A 21,185-nucleotide genomic window follows, 5' to 3' on the forward strand; every position below is an offset into this window, starting at 1 on the left:
GTTCTGTTCCTTGAGCCGCTCGCCCGGGGCATAGGGCATCTGGGCAGAGGGCTCTGGGCGGACGGAGGCCGACGGCCGGTCAGCGCCGAGATCGGACATACCGGAACTGTACGGACGTCCGCGGGATCCGTCCCGACCGACGCCCAGCGGAGAGGCCGGAGCGACACAGGCGGGTACAGCTTCCGGCTGGTGTGGACGACGGGGTTGCGCAGGGAAGAGCGGTGGGCGGGCGGTTGTCAGTGGCCGGTTGTGATTCCCCACTGGCGGCCAGTCGGTGGGGAATTATCTGGCCACCAGTGGTTACGGTGCGTTAGGAGAGTTTGATGGAATCCGGTGCGCCTGGTTGCAGCGGAGGTTGGTCTCAGGTCCCGCCGATAGGGGGAGTATGCGGCCGACCGACCGGCCCTGTCAGAGTTTCAGGTCCGTGCGAGGAAGTCGCTGATGAGCTTCAACCACCCCTGAGGGTCTTCGATGAACGGCAGGTGCCCGGTCGGGAGTTCAGCGATCTCGGCGGTGGGGATGGTGGCGGCGAGCTCCCGCTGGAGGGCCGGGGAGATGAGGGGGTCGGCGGCGGTGACGACGACGAGTGTCGGCACCTCGATCCCGGCGAGGTCGCGGCGGACGTCGATCCTTCGGACCAGGTCGAGCTGGTCGCCGGTGCCGGAGGGGAGGGCGGTCGCGAGCTGCTCGGCGGAGGCGTCGACCTGGGCGGGAGTAAGGGAGTTGAGAGCCGGTTCGCTCAGCGTCATCAGGTTCAGGTATTCGGCAAGCACGGCGTGCGGACCGGTTTCAAACAGGTGCTGCCAGATGGAGGCGACGAGGACGGTGCGGGTGTCGGCGTGCGAGAACGCCGCGCTCAGCACCAGTGAGCTGACGCGTTCAGGGTGACGTGTGGCCAGGCGGATCGCGACGGGTCCGCCGAGTGAGTAACCGCTGACTGCGAAGGTGCCGAGTCCCTCGGCGTCGGCCGCTGCGACCAGCTGGTCCGCCAGCTCGTCGATGTCAAGGGGCCCCTCGGCCTTCGGGGTAGCGCCGGCGCCGGGGTAGTCGGCCCCGACGACGGTGTGCCGTGCGGTGAGCCCTTCCATGATCGGTCCGTAGTTGGCCTCGATGCCGCCGCCCGCGCCGTGGGCGAGGAGGAGGCCGGGGCCGGTGCCGCGGCGCGTGCGGGCGAAGGCGGCGAGTGATGGCGTGGTCATCAGAGTTCCCTTTCGTGGTGTCGGCCGGTCAGCCCGACCACTTAGGTTTAGCGATCACTAAAGCTTGCTGGCGTCGACGACAGTACCAGAGCGTCTTTAGCGACCGCTACAAGTGGCGGTAAGTTGTAGTCATGAGCAGCGAACACACCCCGGCCAAGGCCGTGTCCCGGCGGAGCCGCCGCGCCTTCGACCGTGACCAAGCCCTGGCTGTCGCCCTGCGGGAGTTCTGGACACACGGGTACGAGACGACATCGGTCGCCTCACTCACCGAGGCGATGGGGATCAACCCGCCGAGCCTGTACGCCGCCTTCGGCGACAAGCGGCAGCTGTTCGACGAGGCCATCCAGCTGTACACGCGCACGTACGGATCTCCCCCGCCGAAGGGCCCGGACGCCCGCTCGGGCATCGCCGCGATGCTGCGGCATCTAGCCGCCGACTACACCGACCCGAGCCACCCGCCGGGCTGCATCATCATCACCGGGGCGACCAACTGCACCCCCGGCTCGCAGGATGTGAAGGCCAAGCTGCGTGCGATGCGCGAGGAAACCAAGGCGTCGATCGCCGCCTGCATCCGCGCCGACGTCGATGCGGGGCGGCTCCCCGCCGACACGGACGCCGACGGGCTGGCGACCTTCTACGCGGCGGTCATCCAGGGGATGAACCAGCAGGCATGCGACGGGGCAGGACGGAAGACACTGGAGCGTGTGGCCGACACAGCGATGGCGGCCTGGCCAGAGGCACCACACCCACCAACCGAGCCCGAGCGTAACCAGGAGTGAGATCCCAACTGGCCATACGTGGGGACTTCCGGCCGGCCGCTGACAGGCGGTGGAGCTTGGCCCTGGGTGTGGTCCTGGGAAATCTCAACAAATGAACAGCGGCAGATCGGTGACGAAACCGGGTCCAGCCGAGATACGGGAAAACCGGCCATGAATCGGTCTTGAGGCTGGCGCGTCAGACCGTCGTTGACCTGTCGTTGCTGGAGCACCGTGGCGAGGGGAGGTCATCCGGGACACTGCTGCGCAATCTCTGAAGTTGTCCTGCCCCAGTGAACCGGAGAAGGCACAGAAAATCTTCGAGTGATCGGCCTCGCGGATGGTGATCGTTCGGCTACATAATGCGCGTTCTGCGGTGATCGGGGGCTGCTGGGAAAGGCTGTGCCCCCCGATGGCGTGATCGACAAGACCGCCTATCCGCGGTTCAAGCGGACCATCTCCGAGCGGGAGCTGCGTGAGACGTACTCGCCGAGTCTGGAGGAGATGGACTGGGCGCGGGAGATGACCGACACCGATGAGAACCGTCTGTCGCTGATGGTGTGGCTGAAGTGCTGTCAGCGGCTGGGCCGGTTCCCCCGGCTGGCGGAGCCGCAGGTGATCACGCACGTGCGGGATGAGCTCTGGGTCTGCCGGAGGACGTCGGCATGGCGGAGGTGGCCGAGCGGACGGGGCGCAACCACAAGGAGCTGGTGCGGGCCCGGCTGGGGCCGATCCGCTGGAGCGCTACCTGCTGGTGGCCTTCGCCTACGGCTGCAACCAGGGCGCCGCCCAGGCCACCCGGCACCTGCGTGGCCGTATCAGCGCCCATGAGCTGTCCTACACCCTGCGCAAGCACATCACCGTGGCGAGCTTGAACAAGGCGATCGCGGACGTGGTCAATGCCTACCTGCGGCTGGATCTGCCCTGGCTGTGGGGCGAGGGCAACGCGGTGGCCGCCGACGGCACCAAGTACGACGTGTACGTGGATAATCTGATCGCCGAGTTCCACATCCGCTACGGCGGCTATGGGGGCATCGCCTACCACCACATCGCCGACAACTACATCGCGCTGTTCTCCCGGTTCATCCCGTGCGGGGTGTGGGAGGCGGTCTACATCATCGAGGGCCTGCTGGAACAGGAGAGCGAAGCAGCGCCCATGGAGATCCACGCCGACACGCAAGGCCAGTCGTTCCCGGTCTTCGGCCTGCGCACCTGTTCGGGTTCGAGCTGCTGCCCCGTATCCGCAACTTCCGCGACCTGACCTTCCACAGGCCCGAGGCCGGCATCGCCTACCGGCACATCGACGCGCTGTTCGGCGAGCCGATCAACTGGCGGCTGATCGAGGATCACTGGCAGGACCTGATGAAGGTGGCCATCTCGATCCGCGAAGGCGAGCTGTCGTCGATCACCCTGTTGCGGCGGCTGCGGCACGACTCCAAACGCAACAAGATCTACCGCGCCTTCCGCGAGCTGGGCCGCGGCAAGAGGACGATGGTGCTGCTGCGCTACATCTCCGACGCCGCACTGCGGGAGAACATCACCCGGGCCACCAACATGGTGGAGTCCTACAACAACTTCGCCAAGTGGATCGGGTTCGGCAACACGGGGTGATCGCCGAGAACGAGCCTGAGGAGCAGGAGAAAGCGATCAAGTTCAACACCCTGGTGGCCGACCTGGTCATGTACCAGACCACGCTGGACATGTCGCTGGTGCTCAACCAGCCAGCACGCCCGTCATGCCCCCGGCGATGCGGTTTGACGTCGTCGAGCATGGCGAACCTTCCCCTTTCACATGCGTAGGTGGCTCAGCTGCGTGCTGCGGCCTCGATCGTCTGCTTCATCTCCCATGCGCCGTGTTCGATGCGAATGCGGATCTCGGCGGCTCGCGTGTGTGGCAGCACGTTAGTGGTCCAGATCAGCCGGCCAGCTTCGTCGCCCTCCGGGCGAACTTCAAACGAGGCGTGGTGGTGCTCGAGCGCGGGTCTCGCGCCTTCAACAACGGAATAGACCAAGCAGCGGGAATCGTCATCGATTGCGACAATCAGCTCGCGGATGACGTGCCCGTCGGGAAAGGTCAGGAACCGCTGGTCGCCCTCCAGCCGGGTGTCGATGACACGGCCCGGCAGCAGGCGCTCGTGCACGGCTCCGACGTCGCGCAGCACATCCCAGATGTGCTCGGGGGACGCATCGATGACGATCTCGTGGCGGATGGAGGCCATGACGCCGGGAACTCCTTCTCGGGATGGGGCAGCTCCTCGCCGGCAGGCAGGGACCGCGACCTGTGGGTGGCATCTTCTTCGGCCGCCCTGGGGCACACCGACACCCCAACCACCCGCGAGCCGCCGTCGCGGGTGCACCGACGCCAAACTCGCCAACGTCGTTCGCGCTTTGAACACGGGCCCTGGGCGCGTCGTTTCATAGCTCGATCTGGGCCTTCATCGGCTGCCAGGGCGAGGCGTCGAACAACAGCATGATCGACACGATCTTATCGCCGTCCAGCCGGAAGTGCTCGGCCGTGCGCTGAGTCCCGACCGGCGTCGCGGTGTGCACGTCGTACACGAGCGTGGCCTCCGCTTCGCCGTACAACTCGCTGATCAGCTCGACGCCGGTCACGATGGATACAAACCCCGGCAAGGTCGCCAGATGGCCCGTCCGATCGTCGGAGGTGATGAACGGGCTCTGGAAGCGGAACGGCTCTCCCAGGTGCGCTGCCGCTGCGGACACCTCGCCGCGGAGGCGCGCCTCGTGATAGCCGCGCACGGTGCGACGGGTCTGTTCCTGAGCCGTCGTGTTCATGGCTGTTGTCCGATCTGGCGCAGGTGGTCGGCGAGGCGATGCTGGTTGGCGGCCAGCCGCAGGCACAGGTCGCGCAGAACGACCAGTTCTTCAGGTGTGAACCCGTGGAACATCGCCCGCATGGCAAGTTGCGACGGTTTGCGGAACGCCTCCATCCACGCTCGCCCGGCGGGTGTGATCTCGGCCAGAACCGAACGTCGATCCGTCGGGTCGGGGACCCGGCGGACCAACCCGTTGTGCTCCAGCGTGTCGACCAAGCCGGTGGCGTTGCGGGAGCTGACCCCGGCGGTGCGGGCCAGCTCGCCGATGCTGATGCCGTGCTCGCTGTTGTTGAGGCGGATCAGCAGGTCCAGCGCGCCCGCGCTGACCCCTCGTCCCTGAGCGCCGTGGGCGCGCATGCGCTCGACGGCATGGTTGGCGGTGCGGACGGCGGCGCCCGCTTCGAAGGTGAGCAGGTCTTCGTCGCTGTCGGCGAACTGGGTCATCGCGGCCCTGACCCGAGGGTCGTAGAGGAGGCCGTCAGAGTCGCTCTCATAGATATATACATCCTTCATTATGAAGGAGGAGAATAGTACGTACTTCTATACTTTGCCAATCCATGCTTAGCACTCACGCTCCTGTGGATCGACAAGGGCCGTCCGCCGACGCATCGCCAGCGTGACCACGCTTGGCCCGCGTTCGCCCTGGCACTTCCGAGATCAACTCAATCTCGGAAGTAGACCCCAGGTGTGACTTCCGAGATTGCGCACTCCGACCTCTCGCAGATGCCCGGAACCGCTTCGAGATTACGAAGCGCCGTCCGGGCGCCTGCCCCACCCGGCTGCCGCCCGCCTACGACGCGGTGCTCGGCGAGTACGCCGCGGCGCTGGAGCGCGCGCCGCTGTCGGACGAAACCCGGCGCACCTACCGCTCGCGCGTGCGCATGTTCCTGTCCTGGCTGGCCGATCACGCCGCCACCTATTCCACCGATCCCCGCGCCGATCGGCAGGCGCGGGACTGGGCGGTGCGCGACTATCACATGTGGCTGCTGCGCGACGGCCCGGCCAGGCGCAGCCGCGTCTACGTCAACTCCGTCCTCACCGCGTTGGACGACTTCCACGTCCGCCGGGGCCTGGGCAAGGCCGACGTCGGCCGCGAAGACCTGCCCAACAGCGAGGTCGTCCGCCTCGATGTCGGCGACGTCCAGATGTCGGCCCGCAAGGGCAGGCTGCGCCTGTACGGCAAGGGCGGCAAGTTCCGCGAGGTCGACATCCACCCCAAGCTCCGCACCGAGCTGCAGCTCCGGCTCGATGAACGCCCCAACTGGCCCCATGCCGGCGACAACCGGGCCCTGTTCCTCATCGCCAAGGGCGGACGGCTGACCGCCCGGGCGGCCGGCGGCACCATCGCCGAGATCGCTCAGACGGCCGGGCTGGATGATCCCACCACCGCGCATGTCCTGCGCCATACGCTCGCCACCACTCTGGTCCGCGGCAAGACCGACCTGGTCCTGGTCGCCGAGATCCTTGGCCACGCCCGCCTGGAGACCGCCCGCCGCTACAGCTTGCCGTCCGACAAAGACAACCCGTACGCCGCCTACCAGCGGCTGTGCGACCTCGGTCCGGCCGCCTACCTCACCCGGCACGACATGTGGTTCCTCTCCCGGTACGAGCAGGTGCGCGCCGCCCTGGCCGACTGGGAGACCTACTCCTCCGCACGGGGAATCGGCCTCAACGACGGCTTCAACCAGGCATGGGCCACCGCGCTGATCAACCTGGACCCACCGGCCCACTCCGAGCAACGTCACCTGTTCACCGACCGGCTCTCCCCGCAGGCGCTGCGCCCGGTGACGCAGACCATCCACGATCGGGCCTCGAGCCTGGCCGACCGGCTGGCCTCCCGCGGCCGTTTCGACGCGGTCGCGGACCTGGCCCAGGACCTGCCGGTGCACGTCATCATGGACCTGATCGGCTGGCCCGAGGAAGGCCGCGACCGGCTGCTGGACATGGCCGCCGGCTGGTTCGACTCCGCCGGGCCGCTGAGCGACCGCACCGCCGCGTCGGTGCCCAAGGTCGAGGCGCTCATCGGCTACCTGCACCAGGTCGTGGCCGACGAGGACCTCACCCCGGGCGGCTTCGGCTGGACCATGCTGGAGGCATACAAGAGCGGGGCCATCCCGGTCGAGGCCGCAGTGGGCCTCCTGGCCGGATACGTGGTCGCCGCGTTCGACACCACCATCAACCTCATCGCCAGCGGGACGTGGCTGTTCGCGACCAACCCCGCCCAATGGGACCTCGTACGCGCCGACCCATCGCTGATCCCCGGCGCGGTGACCGAGATCGTCCGCATGGAGAGCCCGATCCAGGGCTTCTCCCGCGTCACCACCCGCGACGTCGACCTCGGCGAAGGCGTCGTCATCCCGGCCGGCGCCCGGGTGCTGCTCAGCTACGGCGCCGCCAACCGCGACGAACGCCACTACCCCGGCCCGGACACCTTCGACGTCCGGCGCAACCCCGTCGATCACCTGAGCTTCAGCTACGGCATCCACGCGTGCGCCGGCCAGGGGCTGGCACGCCTGGAGGCCCAGGCCATCTTCACGGCGCTGGCCTCCCGCGTCCAGCGCATCGAGCTCGACGGACGGCCGGAACGCGCGCTCAACAACATCACCCGCGGCTTTGCCCGTCTGCCCGTCCGCATCTCCTGACCACGCTGTGCGGGCCGGCGCTCAATGTCCCGGCGAACGCGTCGAGGTCACGCAGGGTCTTGGCGGTGAAGTAGCCACGGAAGAAGGCCGCCGCCGACCATCGTCAGCGGCCACGCCGTGGGGGCTGTCCTGCCCGGTGTGGTCACACGGGCGATGCCGCGCATGGCCTGGTCCATCTTCTCCAGGTCCAGATCGACGACGTAGACCGTGAGCCTGGCGATGTCGTCCTGGGAGGCGCCGGCGGCGTCCAGGGCCGTGCCGACGTTGCGGAACGCCTGCTCGGCTTGCGCGGCGAGATCCCCCTGACCGGCCGGCCTGAAAAGGCGACTCGTTCGCATGCCGGGGCGGCTTCCATCCTGCTCACCATGACCGTCTGTCTACAGCGCGTTCTCCGGCCGCTGATACAGCAGTACGGCGGCGGTGCGTGCCGTCCGGTGGTATGGCGGCAGGTCGTCACCGCTCCAGTACACCTCGACCTGTGGAGCGTCCACCCGCATCTGGACCAGCTCGCGCTGGGCGTCCATGGTCAGCTCCCAGGCCGGGACGCCGGGTTCCACCTCGGCGAGGTAGACCCGCCGCCCGTCCTGTGACGGCTCTCCCGGCCCGAACCGCCAGGCCCGCCAGACCGCGACGACGCCGGCGTGCTCGGTCAGGGCGTCGACCACGAGGTCGTCCGTGAGATCGGTCAGCCCGGCAAGGGCACCCTCCGATTCGCCCGGAAGGGGTGTCCCGGCGGACGCCAGGACCTCCGGCAACGCCGGGGCGAAGAGATGACCTGTCTCCGGGATGACGTCGGAGATCGGTATCCGCTCCACCGCGGCCGGCTGCTCCCCGGCTCCGAGCGTCTCGAGCACATCACGCAGGATCTCGGCGTCGGCCATCGTCAACGACACTTCGAGGCCGGCCGCTGTGCCCGACAGCGTGTCCGGGAGGTAGGCCAGGTCGCCCTCGGCCAACATGGACCGGGCGTGGGACACGAACTCGTCGGGGACGCGCCCGGCCAGCCGCAGCAGCAGCCGGTGCAAGCCCTCGAAGATCCGCTTGACCGCCTCGTCGGGCTCGCGCGGCTCGGCGGTCATGTCGCCGCCCATCATTCCTCCTCCATGATGAGGATGTCGTACCTGTCAGGAACCTTATCCAGCTCCCCTCGCCGGACCAGGTCCTCCGCGGTCCGGTTCAGCAAGTCGCGGATCTGCGCCTCCAGTTCCGGGTTGCGCACCTGCCGGCCGTGCGAATGGGGCGGCAGCAGGATCTCTTGCTGCTCGGGATGGGTGGAGAAGATCGAGATGTCCCGCCCGTTGCCGCCGGTGAGCAGCCAGACGACCAACACTCCCCGATCTCCCACCAGGTTCTTCGAAACGTACTTCACGGCTACTTCCAGGCTCCGGCTCAGGCTCAGGAACTCGCGTGTCGTCCCGTGCGGGTAGAGCCTCGATCCGTAGATGGGCGAGTGCACCGGAGTCAGCCAGTCCCCCCTGAAGGCGAATACAGGCCGGTCGGGGGATCCGACGGGGGGAAGCTGCAGCAGGGCGTCGTGCGCCATGTCGGCGTGCCAGCGCATCTCACCGGCCAGGCGCGGCATCACGTCGCCAAGGCGTTCGCGGATCTCTCGCCAGGCAGCCCGCTGCTCCCTGCGGGCCTCCCGAATCCGGTTCTCGGCCTGCCGGGCCTCCGCCCTACGGCCCGCCGCCCGATGCTCCTCCCTTTCTCGTTTCGCCTCGTCCACCGCATGAGCGGCATCGACCCATTTCCGAGCCGTCGGGTTCAGCGGTGACCGGGGGGTCAGGGGACCGTCGCCCTCGTGCAGCAACGGCCGCAGCAGGAACGAGAGCGCGCGCCCCTTGCCACCGCCTTCGGCAAGCTCTTCGAGATAGCCGGCCAGCCGCCTCTCGACCTTCAGATCCATGACTTTCCGTACGGCTGCCTCGGACATGCCAGCCGTCCACAGCCGCGTCCGCGTCACGTTGTTGATCAGGTCGTGGCTGGGCCGGGTGTAGACGGTCAGCGCCATCATGTGTCCCGGCGACAGCCGCTCTCCCATTGCCCGCACACTGGCCGGGTCCAGCGGGTCGGCACCGTTGCGGCGCAGCCAGTCGGCCAGCTCCGGATCGGTGACGCGCCCGCTGCCGAGCTGCTCTCCCAGCCGTTCGGCGATGTCCCGTACCACCGCGAACTGCGTCTCGGCGAACCCGCCGGGATCGGTGGCGTGGCAGAGGTATCCAGCCTCGTGCGGGAACAGTCCGTCGGGAAGGATCTCGGCACGGAGCGTGTGCAGGTCCATGCCCGGCAGGCTGCGATACAGGTCCACCGCGCTGACGCGGGCGGATGGCCAGGCTGCCAAGTGTTCGAGGTCGGCCAGCTGCGCGCCCCGCATGATCTCGAAGAGCGAGTGGTCCCGGCTCGGCAGCATCCAGCCCACCAATGCGCCGAGGAAGCGCTCCCTCACGACCTCGTCCATGCCGAGGAACTCGGCCGCCACCATCATCCTGGTGGTCGTCACCGAGATACCATCGATCACGGAGTGACCAACACCGGCGGTCTGCCTGGCCCATCGGCCGGAGGTGTTCTCGTGCGAGGTCAGGCCCTCGCGCCAGGGCAGCGGATCGCCCGGGCGTAGCGGCCCGTCGGCGAGCGACTCGACGAACGCCCGCTCGAACCGGCCGAGAGGCGCGCCCATGCCCTCGTAATAGTCCGGAGTAGTGATGAGCCCGAGCCGCTGTTGCTCTTCGGGGCTGCGGTCCTGCCTGCGCACCTGGCTCTGGATCACGTCAGCGAGCTCGCGCATGCCCCGCTCGGACATCATGATGACGTTGCCGGTCTGCAGCACGTCGCGACTGAACCGCGACGTGCCCGTCAGCCATTCGTCGAGCTTTCCGAGGACCACCCGCTGGACGCCGTCCAGTTGCCGGCGCGCGCGTTCCAGCATGTCGAGGTCCATGCCGGCAGCCCGCGCCCTCGCCCATTGGTCCATGTCGAAAACGTCGAGAATGGCCTTCGTCAGGGTCCGCGGATGGCCGTCGTTGAAGTAGGCGGCGTTGTAGAAGGCCGTCATGAGTTCCCGCAGGTTTCCGCGTGCGAGCAGCTCGTCGAGCGTGACGTGGGTGCCGACTTGTCCGGCGCTGGTAGGGGCGTCGTCGCGGAAGAATGCCGTCTCGACCCGTCGCGCGAAGTCGGCGGGGCTCTCGTCCGGTGCCCGTAAAGTGAGCGCAGTGAGGACGTCGCGCAGTCTCCGCACCGCTGTGCGGGCCGCCTCCAGGGTCTGCGGATCGTTGAAGTAGTAGGCACCCAGCCGCTGCTCGAACCGTTCGACGTCGGCCGCCCATCGGGGATCGGTGAAGAATCCCTCGAAGGCGAACGGGACGCGGGCCATGTTGTGCGAGGCGTCCGCCAGGTCGGCGGGCGGGGGCGGGGTATCCGCCCTGTGCCGGACCGGCGATCCGGGCACCTGGGAGGCGTCCGCAGGAGGCGGCCCATCATCGGGCACACGCTCCGCTCTTGTGGGCGCTCCTGGCGGGGGCGGGTCGCCGGTCGGTGTCTGTCCGTCGTGCGCCGGTGAGGGGGACGCGACCGCGGCCTGGTCCGCCGATCGGTCCGGTCGCCAGCCGTAGTCATGCGGCCGTCCGGCCTGCCCGAGCGTGGTTTCACTGCCCGGTGCGTCCCGATGAGGAGGCGGCGGGGCAACGCCATCGGTCTTGTCCGGCCCGGTTGGTGCGCGGTGAGGCACGGCAGGCTCCCCCGGCCCCGCCGTACGAGGCGCACCTGCCCGGGGCGTGCCCGTCGGCGCGGGGCGGCCCTGCTCCTCTGCCCGCGACGCCGTCCCGGCGGTGGCGCCGCGCTCGGAGCGATCCGTCGCATGCCCGGTGGAGTCGACGTCCGGTACGGCATGCGTCCGGACGGTGCCCGGACCGTCCGCACCTGAATAGGCAGACCGGCCCACTCCACCGCTCAAGGAAGTGAGGCGTTCCGCTCCGGGAGCGGCGTCGCCGGGCGCGGCGTCCCGGGCATGGCCCGACGCCGGGTCGGAAACAATCGTCCGGGGATCGGCAGGGGGTGTGGCCGCGTCCCCCGGGCGGAGGTGCGGGGCGATCAGGTGCTGACCGTCGGCGCCCAGGCCGGCGGCGACCCCGCTCTTGAGGATCAGGTCCCAGTCCAACGGGTGACCGTCCCACGCCAGGCTGATGGCGGTGGTCGCCGCCCCTGCGACGCCGTACTGCAACGCCTGCCCGGGCAGGGTGCCCGTGAGATAGGCCAGCACCTTCTCTGCCAAGGCCGCCTCCGCCCGCGACACCCCCGCCCGCAGCGCCGGCGTGGCCAGCCGGCCCAGGAACCCGCCCAGCAGGCCGGTCAGCAATCCGTTGATCGCGCCGTCGCGCGCCATGGTCGCCAGTTGGCCCCAGTCGATCCCATCCCGCCGTCCCCCCTTCACCTGGGAGTACTGCGTCCCGTAATCCAGCGCCGCGCCGAACGCGGCGAACACCGCGATCAGGATCATGGTGTGCTTCGCGATCTGCAGCGCCGTCATCCGAGTGACCTGCAGGAGCGGCCTGAGCAACCACGGCGCCTGCCAGATCACCACGGGCAACACCGCCAGCAGGAACACCACGACCAGAGTGATCATGCGCTGGGCGTACTGGATCGCGACACCCACGCCGTTCAGCGCGATTGCCGCGTCGATCAGCCGCTTCACAAGGTCGGCCTGCCGGCCGCCCACCTTCTGCTTGACGTGTCTGACGAACGCCTCCTGGGCCGCGCCGTCCCACTGGTCACCGAGCAGCTCCGCCGTCACGGCATCCGCCGCCGGGGTGTCGGCCACCACCCGGTGCGCCGCAACCACGCAGGCGTCTGCCATCCGGAAACAGCCCTGCGCATCTCCCTCCGGCCAGGCCATCCCGGTCACCCAGTCCACGTACGGCCGCAGCGCCTCCGGCACCACGCACCCATCGAAACCCACCAACGATCGCCGTCAGATCGTCGATGAAGATGGATAGTTCGTGTGGCCGTACCTCTCCCGCTCAGAGATCTCGACCGACTGGTAGTTGGTCGCGGACGTGTTCAGGCCCTCGCTCGTGCCGTCGAGCTCGGCGAGATACCCGTCGAAGGCGGAGAAGATCCCTTCCTCGATTCCGGGCAGTTCTCTGGCCAACTCCGCTCCGTACGCGTCCTGGCCCAGGGTGGCCCGATCCCTGTCGAAAGCCTGCCGAAGCGCCTCCCTGGCCTCTGCCACTCCGTCACGGCGCTCCCTGATGACCGAGCTCTCCCGCCGCAGCGCCTCCCACTCGACGAAATAACCCTCCGGATTCATGCCTGACCCGGGCGGGGCAGGAACAAGTCGAGGGCTGCCCCCTCGCCGAGTAGCTCTTCGACCGGCCGGTCGTCAGGGACCAGCGGGCCCATCAGTTCGTTCCAGCGGGCCGCCACGGACGCGGTGGCCCGCTGGATCTGCGTCATGATCTCGTGTGAGAGCTCCGACGGGGAAAGCTTGCGGTAGACCCTGGGGTTCAGCTCGATGGCCCGCGCCTCTCCGCGGGGTCCCGCCTTCACCGTGACCATCCCGTCGCCCGACTGCGCGATGGCCTCCACGTCGGCGAGCCTGCCGTAGGCATCCTTGACCCGGCGCATCTGCTGCTCGTACTCCGTGGTCAGCTCGTCGAGCATCGAATGGAACGACTCCCCCACGGTGATCCACCCCTAGTGTCGGCACTGTGGCCCACGTAAATTAGTGAGATCAGATGACATGCATGTGACCATCCGGCCACATGCGATCAGCGTTTGGGTAACGCGTAGATCATCACAGGCCGTCTTCAATCAGGTGTTCCGTATGGGACGGCTGCAAGCCCCGACGAAGCACCTGATCCATCACGCAGACGAACATCAATCTCACCCGGACTGTCCCCGTGGGGCACGCTGTTCGGCTGGAGCAGCCTAGCCGCGCAGTTGGCGATGGTCTTCGCGGTGCCGGCCATGAACCATGTCGCCGGTCACGGGTGGTAATGCTGAGAAAGCGTGGTGATCTCCGTGCCGTCCGAGGGGGTGACGGAGATGGTTTTGAAGGAGCGGAAATGCGGGTCCAGACCACCACGTTCCACGCTCAGCTCGGGCGTGGCGCGCAGCAGCTTGATGAACGCCGCGACGCCGTAGCGCGCAGGCACGGGGCCATTGCTCATGTCCATGAGGATGACCGTGGCTCGCGGGACCAGCCGGTAGGTCTTGGCGGGGCCGGAGACTGGCTCGTAGTAGCCGTCGTTGGCGACCCTGGGGCCGCAGACCAGGGTGGAGGGTCTGGCATTCAGCACCACGCGATCGCCGTCGACACTGATGCCGCTGACGGTCAGCACGTCGGGGACGGATACGCGGTGTTCGCCGCGACGATCGCAGATCTTGGGGCGCGGACGGGGACCGAGACCGGTGGTCGCCGTCGGCTTGGGAAGGTTGACCGGAGGCGAGAGGGAGGACGACGCCGAGACGGGCTGCTGCGGCAGCGCGGCTGGGGCAGTCGCGCGACTCTGCGGTGTGACGGTCTGGGTGATGGCAGGCCGTGGGGCAGTCTGGGCCGAACAGCCGACCGTGGCCAGCACCGCGGCCGACAGCGCGATCACGCGTAGTGAGCTCATGGCGTTCCCCCGGATCCCGGCGATGTTGATCGTGGGAGTACGACGACGCATCCCGCCGGAAAGTTCACGCGACACTCTGACAGCCCCTCTAACGTCGCACGCCCCAGCGACAGCCCCCTCGCGACGGGCCGGTCTCCGGCCAGGGCGGCCAGATGGGTGAGGGTCTTGGCGTAGCTGTCGCGGGTGGTGGCGGTTTGCAGGGAGGCGAGGAAGCGTTCGACGGCGCCGGTGACGGTGGCCCTGTCATCGGCGGCGGGTATGCCGGGGGGAGGCGGCGGTCGGCATGACGCACCTCCCCGGGGTGGATGTGCCAGATAACGCTACCGAGTCGGCTTCCCCGGAGAAGTAATGAGCAGGGGCAGATGCAGGTCACCGGTGCCATATGTGACGGGTATGAAAATTCTATGTCGTAGAGCGAGCGATTCCTTACTCCCACGCTACATCACTGAATGTAATCATCCAAATACGCTGAGCGCGCATTGATGGGATGGATCAACCGAAGGCCCATCCCCGACCGAAAGGGACCCATGTCTGAGCTCTGGAAGTCCCGTGCCGCGGCGACGGCCGTGCTGCTGAGCGTCGCACTGACCGCGGGAACCGCGCACGCCGACGGCCCGCCGCCGCTGAGCACGGCGAGCGCGGCGCCGTTGGTTCTCTCCGCTGCCGGCAAGCCGCTGCTAACGCTCGGCGGCAGCTCGGCCGCCTATCCGGGCGACCCCGGCACGAACACCGGCGCCGTGACCGACGTCCAGCTCGGCTCGACGTCGGTGCCGATCGGCGGCGGCAGCGTCCCGCTGAGCAGCATCGTGAAGCTCGGCGGTCTCGCGTCGGTGGCCAGCAGCCGCTCCGCCGCGTCCGGGGCGACCGACACCGACGCGGCCGCCGGGACGCTGGGCGAGGCCACCAGCCCGGCCAGCCCGCTTGCGGTGGACCTGCTGGCTCTCGGTGGCGCCGCACTGGTGCCGCAGAACCTGGTCGACAACGTGACCATGAGTTTCGGGGCGTTCTCGTCCCGGACGAAGTTCGTCGACGGCAAGCTCCAGCCGGCCGAGTACCGGGTCGGCCAGGCGAGCCTGCTCATCCGCTCCCCGGCGGTGAAGGACGCCGCAAGCCAGCTCTACCAGGCCCTCGGCGGCGTCGACCGGCAGATCGAGAAGATCGTCAACCAGAAGGCCGACCTTGCCCCGCTGAAGAAGCTGCTGATCCCGCTCGGCGTGCCGTCCCCGACGTTGGCCGTGCAGTCGAACACCCGGGACAAGATCTTCGGTGCGCTGCTCGCCAGGCCGCTGACCTCGCACAACAAGGTCGTCACGATCGACTTCTCCACCGGCACGGTGACCGTTCACCTGGACCAGCTCGTCGGCGGGCTGAACGACAAACCGGCCAACACTGAGCTGATCAGCTCCAAGGACTACCATCTGGTCACTCAGGCGATCCACGATGTCATGAACGACGCCGCCGACCTCGCCCTCGGCACGATCAGCAACTCGCTGGACGCGGTGAAGCTCACCCTGCGCTGGGCTGGCCCGGTCGGCCCGGGCGGCATGGGCGGGAAGTTGGACGTCACCTGGAACTTCACCCTGCGGCAGGCCATCGATGGCTCCATGCCGCAACCGGTGAGCACCAGCACCGGTGGGGCCGCAGCACCGGCCGCGGCACTGCTCACCACCCTGAGCAAGAACCAGAGCGTTGTCGGCAAGGCGTTCAAGCCCGTTTCCGACCTGATCCTCGCCACCTCACGAGACAGCCACCCGCACGGCGCCGCCCGCGCTCAGTCCGCTCGTGCGGCAACCGTCCAGCACCTCGCCAGTGACGGTACCAACATCGTCGAACTGCTGCTCAGGATCAAGTTCGGGTTCACCTCCACCGTCACAGACATGCTTTTGCCGGTCTTCCGGATGGCCAACCAGGTGCTCTCGGTTGAGATCAACCACCAGGAGCCCCGGACGTGCATCCTGCCGACCGGCGTCCGGCTGCCGAGCGCACGGCTCACCTCGGCCGTCTCCATCAACTTCCTGAAGGCCACCGTCGCGGTCCGGCTCGACCTGGGCCTGTCCTCAGGCTCGGTGACCATCACCAACTGTGAGTAATCCCCCTCCACCTCGACGGGGGTGTGTCACGGTCGGCCGTGACACACCCCCGTCGCCGGATGTCGCTTGGTTCCTACGAAAGGTGTGGATGCCGTGCAGCGCAAGCGTGCCGTCATCGTCTCGTCCGCCGCAGTGTCGGCGCTGCTCGTCGGCGTGATCGGTGCCGACGCGGCGATCTGGGACGACCACCAGGACGCGCCATCGGCCGACACCGCCCGCGGAGTGACCTCGGCCGGGCCCCCGACCCCCGGGACCTGCGCTGACGGCGGCACCCCCATCAGCCACCGGTTCGCCGCCGGTAGCACCTGGCAGATGTGCTGGCGGATCGACCCGCACGCAGGACTCGTGCTCAGCCAGATCCGTTATCTCGCACCCGGCCGCAAACCGCTGCCGGTCATGAAGGAACTGGCGCTCGGCCAACTCGAGGTCCCCTACGACACCGGGCTGGACACCACGAGGGACATCACCGAGGCCGGGTTCGGCGGGCGCAGCATGATCGCCCGGTCCGCGGTGGACTGCGCGGGCGAGCGAATCAACGCGAGCATCCCCAACTACGGGGCCGGCGCGGTCGGCGGTACCGAGACCCGCGCGGTGCTGTGCGCCGAGGAACGCGACACCGGGCTGGGACGGCGGAGCAGCTACCGCGGACGATACGCCGCTTCACGCGGGCACAGCTTCGACCTGAGCACCCTGTCGATCGTCGGCTGGTATGAGTACCTCACCGTCTACAGCTTCGCCGACAACGGCGCCATCACCCCGCAACTGGGCGCGACCGGCGCTCTGTCCCCCAAGGACCACTCCACCGACCCGAAATGGGGCTCGCCGGCCGCCGGCGGGGCAGTGAGCCACAGCCACAACGCGGTCTGGCGCATCCGCTGGGACCTGGGCGGCCCCCAGACCGTCCAGGAGTACAACGCCGAATTCACCGGCCGGACCGGCCCGAAGGCCCCCATCGTCACCGGTTCGTGGTCCCCCCTCACCCATGAGACCACCCGGCGCGCCGCACCGCGACGCTTCTGGCAGGTGCTCAGCCCTCACCACAACCCCAACGGCCACCAGATCTCCTACACGATCTTCAACGACGCCACCGCAGGCCACGGCTACGACATAGCGTTCTCACAGAACAACCCGTGCGAGCTCTACGCCTCCGACAACCTGCTCGCAGGCTGCCCCTCCGACACGGTCCCGCAGTTCGTGTCCGACCACCAGCCCTTGTCCGACGTGGTGTCCTGGGTCGCGGTCTCCTTCCACCACGTCCCCCGCCCCGAAGACCGCGCCCCGATGGAGATGCACTGGCAGGGCTTCACCACCACCCCCTTCGCCGCCTTCCCCCAAAACCCCCTCGCCCAGGCGGAGGCCGTAAACGGTTGATCGAGCCACTGCCGCAAATCCTCACCAGCCACCCCGACGCCGAGCGCATCCTGCTGCCCCGCCACCCCGCCGCTCTGCAGGTGCCCCTGTGGAGGCCCCTGGCTGAGGTGCTGGATGCCCGGCGCACCCACCGCGCGTTCACCCCGACCCGGCCGACCTGGCCACCCTGGCAGGCCAGGGGCCCTCACTTTCACGCTATATCACTCTCTGTTTTCATTTTATTACGTTGAGTGCGCATTGGCGGTGTGGATCACACCGATGATCCACCAACAGGAGAGGAAACGCGGAGCTCGTGGTGTACGACGCGACCACCGCGGAGGTCATCTACACAGCCGCCCACCAGGGGAAGGCGGTGGTGGCGGGCAGCATCGAGTTCTACGGCACACTCACCTTCGCGGTTTTGAAAGAGCCCGGCACCGGGCGGATGCACCTCTGGCGGCTGCCGCCCTCGCCATACCACTCCTCCACGCTGACCTTGACGGCTCCCTCCAAGGTGACCGCGCTCAAGCAGTCGACCTTCAGCGGACGACTCACGCTGAGCAGCGGACTGCCACCCGGCGTACAGACGCTCGAACTGTACCGCTGGCTCCCCGACGGCACCGACAGGCCGTTCCAGGAGATCACCACGGCGGCGGACGGGACCTATCAATTCACCGACGCCCCGCCGTCCATCGGGGCGTTCAAGTATCAGGTGTACTGGCCGGGCAACTCATGGTTCTGGGGTAGCGGCTCCTCGGTGACCGTCACGGTGGCCAGGTATCAGCCGACGCTCACCGTGACCGGACCGGCGACGGGCAACGTCGGCGAGCGACTCGAATTCAGCGGCGCCTTCGGCGCCGACGGCATCACCTTCCCGCGGACGATCATCACCGTCTCGCGCGAGGTCATCACCCCGGGTGGCACCATCGTCTCGAAAGCCCGGGAGGTAGCTTCCGCCGCCGACGGGTCGTTCAGCTTCTCCGATACGCCGACCAGGGCCGGCGAACACACGTACACCGTCAACTTGCTCGGCAACTCGACCATCGAGTCAGCGAGCACCACCCACGTGGTCACCGTCCTCCAGCCGCCCGCGTAGCATCCCGACGCCCGGGTGACGGCGACCCGACTCGCCGTCACCTATGTCTCCCGTTCCATCGCGAAGGACTGACAGAGGCTCCCGACGACCGGCAGAGCGATCGCTTGCCCGCGTCCGGCACCGCCCCAGTCACGACCGTCGTCACCACACGGTCGACAACGTCGTCTCGGTGTCGAGAACATCGAGGACGGCGTGACACTTCTACGGCCTCGGCCTTCCACGGTGGCCCCGTCCTTGTGGAGCGTCGCGATGGTTGTCTCGGGTTGTTGGGGGTTAAGACACGTCTTCATGACGCATCGTCGTCTGGCCTGGGACCACATGCCTGTCAGTCCGACTCGGCGCCTCTGCGGTAAGCCGGACCGTGTCCGGCGGAAGGCCCCTGCTTACCAACCGAGGGTACGGAAGATCGTTCCGGGGATTTGCTCGCCGGCAAGAAACAGGCGCAGTCGCTCGATGGCTTCCTCGGGTGTACGGCCCAGCCCGTGGTATTGCCTGAGGCCGTGGTCGACGACGCTGGCTACATGACGCAGTTCGGGGTCCGCCTCCATGTACGGGTCCTCCGGGTCTAGCGGGTCTCGCTGCGCGAGCTGGACTCCCTCGAGGACGAGTGGCTCCGCCCCGTCGCCTCGGTCGACCGTGAGGGTGATCCCCTGAGCCTGGTTCGTGGGAGTGCGCGGCTTTCGCCTGGACGTCCGGGGCGTCGGCTGAGCGAACAACCTCTCCTGTTGCGGTCTGCGGCACAGGCATCGCTCATCGATCTCGGCATGCTTCGTCATCTCCGCCAGGTCCGATTCTGGGATCGCCTGGAGGATGTGAAAGCGGTCCTTGACCATGCCCTGCTGCTGGCCGATCCATCGGCACCCGATCGCGTGCACGCTAAGGTCGGCGATCGTCGCGCCCACCTTCCATGCTTCGGCCAGCGTCACGGCCGGATCTGGACCTTCGTAGGACTGGCTGGCGGCCTGTGCCAGGCGTTTTTCCAGATCCAGGAGGCTCATCCCGCGTGCTGCCTCCCGCCGCCTGCGTGGCTCATCCCGACTGGCCTGCTGTCGCTCGCGTGCCGCCTTGGCCCGCGCCTGCTCCTTACGCGCAACTACCCCGGGATCGAGGAACGAGAGGTCAGCCATTAGCGGTAGGGGCTGTCCGAGCAGGTCAGGGCGGTGTGCGACCAACGTCGTTGAGTCAGCTTTCGGCTTGACCATGGAGGGAACAGTCCGGAGAGATTCCAGGATCTTGCGTGTTTCGGCAGGTCGCGGCGACCATCTGCCTCATGATCCATCTCACCGCTAGTGGCTGTCTCATTGTTCCCCGACCCCGGACCCGCCGCGGCACGCGCTTGGCCTTCGCGCTGCCGCTGAAGTTCTACACCCAGCACGAACGCTTCCCGCGCGGTGTGGCGCCCCCGACGAGGTGGTCGAGTACGTCGCCCCCGGTCTAGACGCCGGTCGGCACGTTGTGCCTGTACGAGTGGTCGGGCGGACCATCGGATGTCCGACGGGTCCGGCCCGTCGGACATAGGCAGTTGCTGTGACAGGGAATTGACATTCCCCGTCACAGGCCAGGCGGTCCTCACCCTCGCGCTACATCACTCTTCGTTCTTATTTGATTACTTAGAGTATGCACAGGTGGTGTGGATCAAACAGAAGGTCCACCAACAGGAAAGGAAACCTCACCATGTCGCAGAGCTACCTGCCGTGCCAGGCCGCCCCGGTCGAGCGCACCCTCACCGGAACCGCCGCCACCGACAATGCGGGCGTCGACCAGTCCAGGATCGGGCAGGACTACATGCCGTTCGCCGACGAGGGTGACGAGTAGCCGATCCCTGGGTGAGCGCTCAATCTTGCGAGCGCTCGCCCCTCATGTGCTGAGCGGATCCCTGCCCCAAGGCAGGTGTCTGAATGGAGGAGGCGGTGGGGCGCGCCATGTGGCCAACACTTGGCCGGGCCTGGCTGTCGCAACTGCTCGGCCGTGTCGGACCGGGAGAGAGTCCTGCCGCGGATCCGGCGCGGCCTCATGCCGGGGCCGTCGTGCGGCTGACGGCCCCGGCCGGCGCGGATGCCTTGGGAGCCGTCGCGAAAGAGTCTGCCGGCATGCGGAAGGGGGAGTCACCCACCCTGAGCGGCCTCAGCGCGAGGGGGTCGGCGGGCGATGCTCGCGCGCCCCTCAGGCCGGCGAGGCCGCGTTCGATGCTGCCGGTGCTGGCCCCGCCGGTGCAGCGGGCGTCCATCGGCACTGCCGATCCCCACGGCAAACGTAGCCATTTGTAGCCATTAAGTCACGATAAGTGATGCCATGATGGCGTACGCATCACTTGCCCAGCAGAAAGGAAAGATCCATGACCCTGCCCATCCAATCCGCCCCCGTCCCTCGGACCATCACCGGAGTTCCCTCGGCCGAGCAGGTCGGCGTCGAGCAGTCAGCGGAGGGCTGGCGAATAAACCCGTTCGCGGGCGTCGAGCAGTCAGCGGAGGGCTGGCGAATGATCCCGTTCGCGGGTGAGGGCGACGAGTAGCAGCAGGTGAACCGGTGAGCGTCCGGCGCCCCGCCTCGTCCTCGGGGACGAGGGTGCCGGGCGCTCCACCCGCCGGCACCACGTCCGGCGAGGC

20 protein-coding genes and 1 pseudogene are annotated in these 21,185 nt (G+C 68.0%); 10 read left to right on the top strand and 11 right to left on the bottom strand.

Annotated features, from left to right (window positions below; all coding sequences use genetic code 11):
* Positions 1-416: 416 nt before the first annotated feature.
* Positions 417-1,199 carry an alpha/beta fold hydrolase gene (locus ACTMTI_RS48990; RefSeq protein WP_441127756.1) on the bottom strand — a complete coding sequence of 261 codons (783 nt, stop codon included), beginning with the start codon at positions 1,197-1,199 and terminating at the stop codon, positions 417-419.
* 131 nt (positions 1,200-1,330) lie between these two features.
* Between ACTMTI_RS48990 and ACTMTI_RS48995 the strand changes: the two genes are divergently transcribed.
* The 4 genes and pseudogenes from ACTMTI_RS48995 (at position 1,331) to ACTMTI_RS49010 (ending at position 3,753) form a co-directional block, all read left to right on the top strand.
* Entirely contained in the window at positions 1,331-1,978 is a 648-nt protein-coding gene (locus tag ACTMTI_RS48995; protein ID WP_441127758.1) for a TetR/AcrR family transcriptional regulator, read from the top strand.
* Positions 1,979-2,371: 393 nt separating this feature from the next.
* Positions 2,372-2,785, top strand: a complete 414-nt coding sequence (locus ACTMTI_RS49000; protein ID WP_441127806.1) for a DUF4158 domain-containing protein — start codon at positions 2,372-2,374, stop codon at positions 2,783-2,785.
* A pseudogene (locus tag ACTMTI_RS49005) lies at positions 2,709-3,565 on the top strand (Tn3 family transposase). Before ACTMTI_RS49000 ends, ACTMTI_RS49005 begins: the two are co-directional and overlap by 77 nt.
* Positions 3,562-3,753, top strand: coding sequence for a hypothetical protein (locus ACTMTI_RS49010; protein ID WP_441127760.1), 192 nt, complete (start codon positions 3,562-3,564; stop codon positions 3,751-3,753). The pseudogene ACTMTI_RS49005 and the gene ACTMTI_RS49010 overlap by 4 nt, the downstream one beginning before the upstream one ends.
* Before the next feature lie 5 nt (positions 3,754-3,758).
* Here ACTMTI_RS49010 and ACTMTI_RS49015 read toward each other — a convergent pair whose 3' ends face one another.
* The 3 genes from ACTMTI_RS49015 to ACTMTI_RS49025 form a co-directional block, all read right to left on the bottom strand.
* Positions 3,759-4,172: an SRPBCC family protein gene (locus ACTMTI_RS49015; RefSeq protein ID WP_441127761.1), complete on the bottom strand. Its 414-nt coding sequence runs from the start codon at positions 4,170-4,172 to the stop codon at positions 3,759-3,761.
* Between the two features lie 196 nt (positions 4,173-4,368).
* The gene (locus ACTMTI_RS49020; RefSeq protein ID WP_441127762.1) at positions 4,369-4,749 is read right to left on the bottom strand and encodes a hypothetical protein; all 381 of its coding nucleotides are present in this window, start codon (positions 4,747-4,749) and stop codon (positions 4,369-4,371) included.
* Positions 4,746-5,303, bottom strand: coding sequence for a MarR family winged helix-turn-helix transcriptional regulator (locus ACTMTI_RS49025; protein WP_441127763.1), 558 nt, complete (start codon positions 5,301-5,303; stop codon positions 4,746-4,748). The genes ACTMTI_RS49020 and ACTMTI_RS49025 overlap by 4 nt, the downstream gene beginning before the upstream one ends.
* 287 nt (positions 5,304-5,590) lie before the next feature.
* Here ACTMTI_RS49025 and ACTMTI_RS49030 point away from each other — a divergent pair, with 287 nt between their 5' ends.
* On the top strand, positions 5,591-7,432 hold the full coding sequence (locus tag ACTMTI_RS49030) for a cytochrome P450 (protein ID WP_441127764.1): 1,842 nt from the start codon (positions 5,591-5,593) through the stop codon (positions 7,430-7,432).
* Between the two features lie 47 nt (positions 7,433-7,479).
* On the opposite strand, the gene ACTMTI_RS49035 is transcribed toward ACTMTI_RS49030, so the two are convergent.
* The 6 genes from ACTMTI_RS49035 to ACTMTI_RS49060 form a co-directional block, all read right to left on the bottom strand.
* Positions 7,480-7,770, bottom strand: coding sequence for a RidA family protein (locus ACTMTI_RS49035; protein WP_441127766.1), 291 nt, complete (start codon positions 7,768-7,770; stop codon positions 7,480-7,482).
* 39 nt (positions 7,771-7,809) lie between these two features.
* On the bottom strand, positions 7,810-8,526 hold the full coding sequence (locus tag ACTMTI_RS49040; protein WP_441127768.1) for a hypothetical protein: 717 nt from the start codon (positions 8,524-8,526) through the stop codon (positions 7,810-7,812).
* Positions 8,523-12,383, bottom strand: coding sequence for a hypothetical protein (locus ACTMTI_RS49045; protein WP_441127770.1), 3,861 nt, complete (start codon positions 12,381-12,383; stop codon positions 8,523-8,525). The genes ACTMTI_RS49040 and ACTMTI_RS49045 overlap by 4 nt, the downstream gene beginning before the upstream one ends.
* Before the next feature lie 12 nt (positions 12,384-12,395).
* Complete coding sequence (locus ACTMTI_RS49050) at positions 12,396-12,734, bottom strand: hypothetical protein (RefSeq protein WP_441127771.1); 339 nt, start codon at positions 12,732-12,734, stop codon at positions 12,396-12,398.
* Positions 12,731-13,108 carry a YbaB/EbfC family nucleoid-associated protein gene (locus tag ACTMTI_RS49055; RefSeq protein ID WP_441127773.1) on the bottom strand — a complete coding sequence of 126 codons (378 nt, stop codon included), beginning with the start codon at positions 13,106-13,108 and terminating at the stop codon, positions 12,731-12,733. The genes ACTMTI_RS49050 and ACTMTI_RS49055 overlap by 4 nt, the downstream gene beginning before the upstream one ends.
* A 302-nt stretch (positions 13,109-13,410) precedes the next feature.
* Positions 13,411-14,028, bottom strand: coding sequence for a hypothetical protein (locus ACTMTI_RS49060; RefSeq protein ID WP_441127774.1), 618 nt, complete (start codon positions 14,026-14,028; stop codon positions 13,411-13,413).
* A gap of 542 nt (positions 14,029-14,570) precedes the next feature.
* Here ACTMTI_RS49060 and ACTMTI_RS49065 point away from each other — a divergent pair.
* The 3 genes from ACTMTI_RS49065 to ACTMTI_RS49075 all read left to right on the top strand — a co-directional run bounded on the left by ACTMTI_RS49065 (position 14,571) and on the right by ACTMTI_RS49075 (position 18,579).
* Complete coding sequence (locus ACTMTI_RS49065) at positions 14,571-16,133, top strand: choice-of-anchor G family protein (RefSeq protein ID WP_441127775.1); 1,563 nt, start codon at positions 14,571-14,573, stop codon at positions 16,131-16,133.
* Between the two features lie 93 nt (positions 16,134-16,226).
* Positions 16,227-17,504, top strand: a complete 1,278-nt coding sequence (locus tag ACTMTI_RS49070) for a copper amine oxidase (protein WP_441127776.1) — start codon at positions 16,227-16,229, stop codon at positions 17,502-17,504.
* A 295-nt stretch (positions 17,505-17,799) separates the two neighbouring features.
* Positions 17,800-18,579 carry a hypothetical protein gene (locus ACTMTI_RS49075; protein ID WP_441127777.1) on the top strand — a complete coding sequence of 260 codons (780 nt, stop codon included), beginning with the start codon at positions 17,800-17,802 and terminating at the stop codon, positions 18,577-18,579.
* A 383-nt stretch (positions 18,580-18,962) separates the two neighbouring features.
* Here the strand turns inward: ACTMTI_RS49075 and ACTMTI_RS49080 are convergent, their stop codons facing one another.
* The gene (locus ACTMTI_RS49080) at positions 18,963-19,577 is read right to left on the bottom strand and encodes a hypothetical protein (protein WP_441127778.1); all 615 of its coding nucleotides are present in this window, start codon (positions 19,575-19,577) and stop codon (positions 18,963-18,965) included.
* A gap of 676 nt (positions 19,578-20,253) precedes the next feature.
* On the opposite strand from ACTMTI_RS49080, the gene ACTMTI_RS49085 reads away from it, so the two are divergent.
* Positions 20,254-20,394, top strand: coding sequence for a hypothetical protein (locus ACTMTI_RS49085; RefSeq protein WP_441127779.1), 141 nt, complete (start codon positions 20,254-20,256; stop codon positions 20,392-20,394).
* A 520-nt stretch (positions 20,395-20,914) separates the two neighbouring features.
* The gene (locus ACTMTI_RS49090) at positions 20,915-21,091 is read left to right on the top strand and encodes a hypothetical protein (protein WP_441127780.1); all 177 of its coding nucleotides are present in this window, start codon (positions 20,915-20,917) and stop codon (positions 21,089-21,091) included.
* Positions 21,092-21,185 lie beyond the last annotated feature (94 nt).

It is taken from the genome of Nonomuraea sp. H19 (genome assembly GCF_052068215.1).
In the GTDB taxonomy this organism is placed as follows: Bacteria; Actinomycetota; Actinomycetes; order Streptosporangiales; family Streptosporangiaceae; genus Nonomuraea.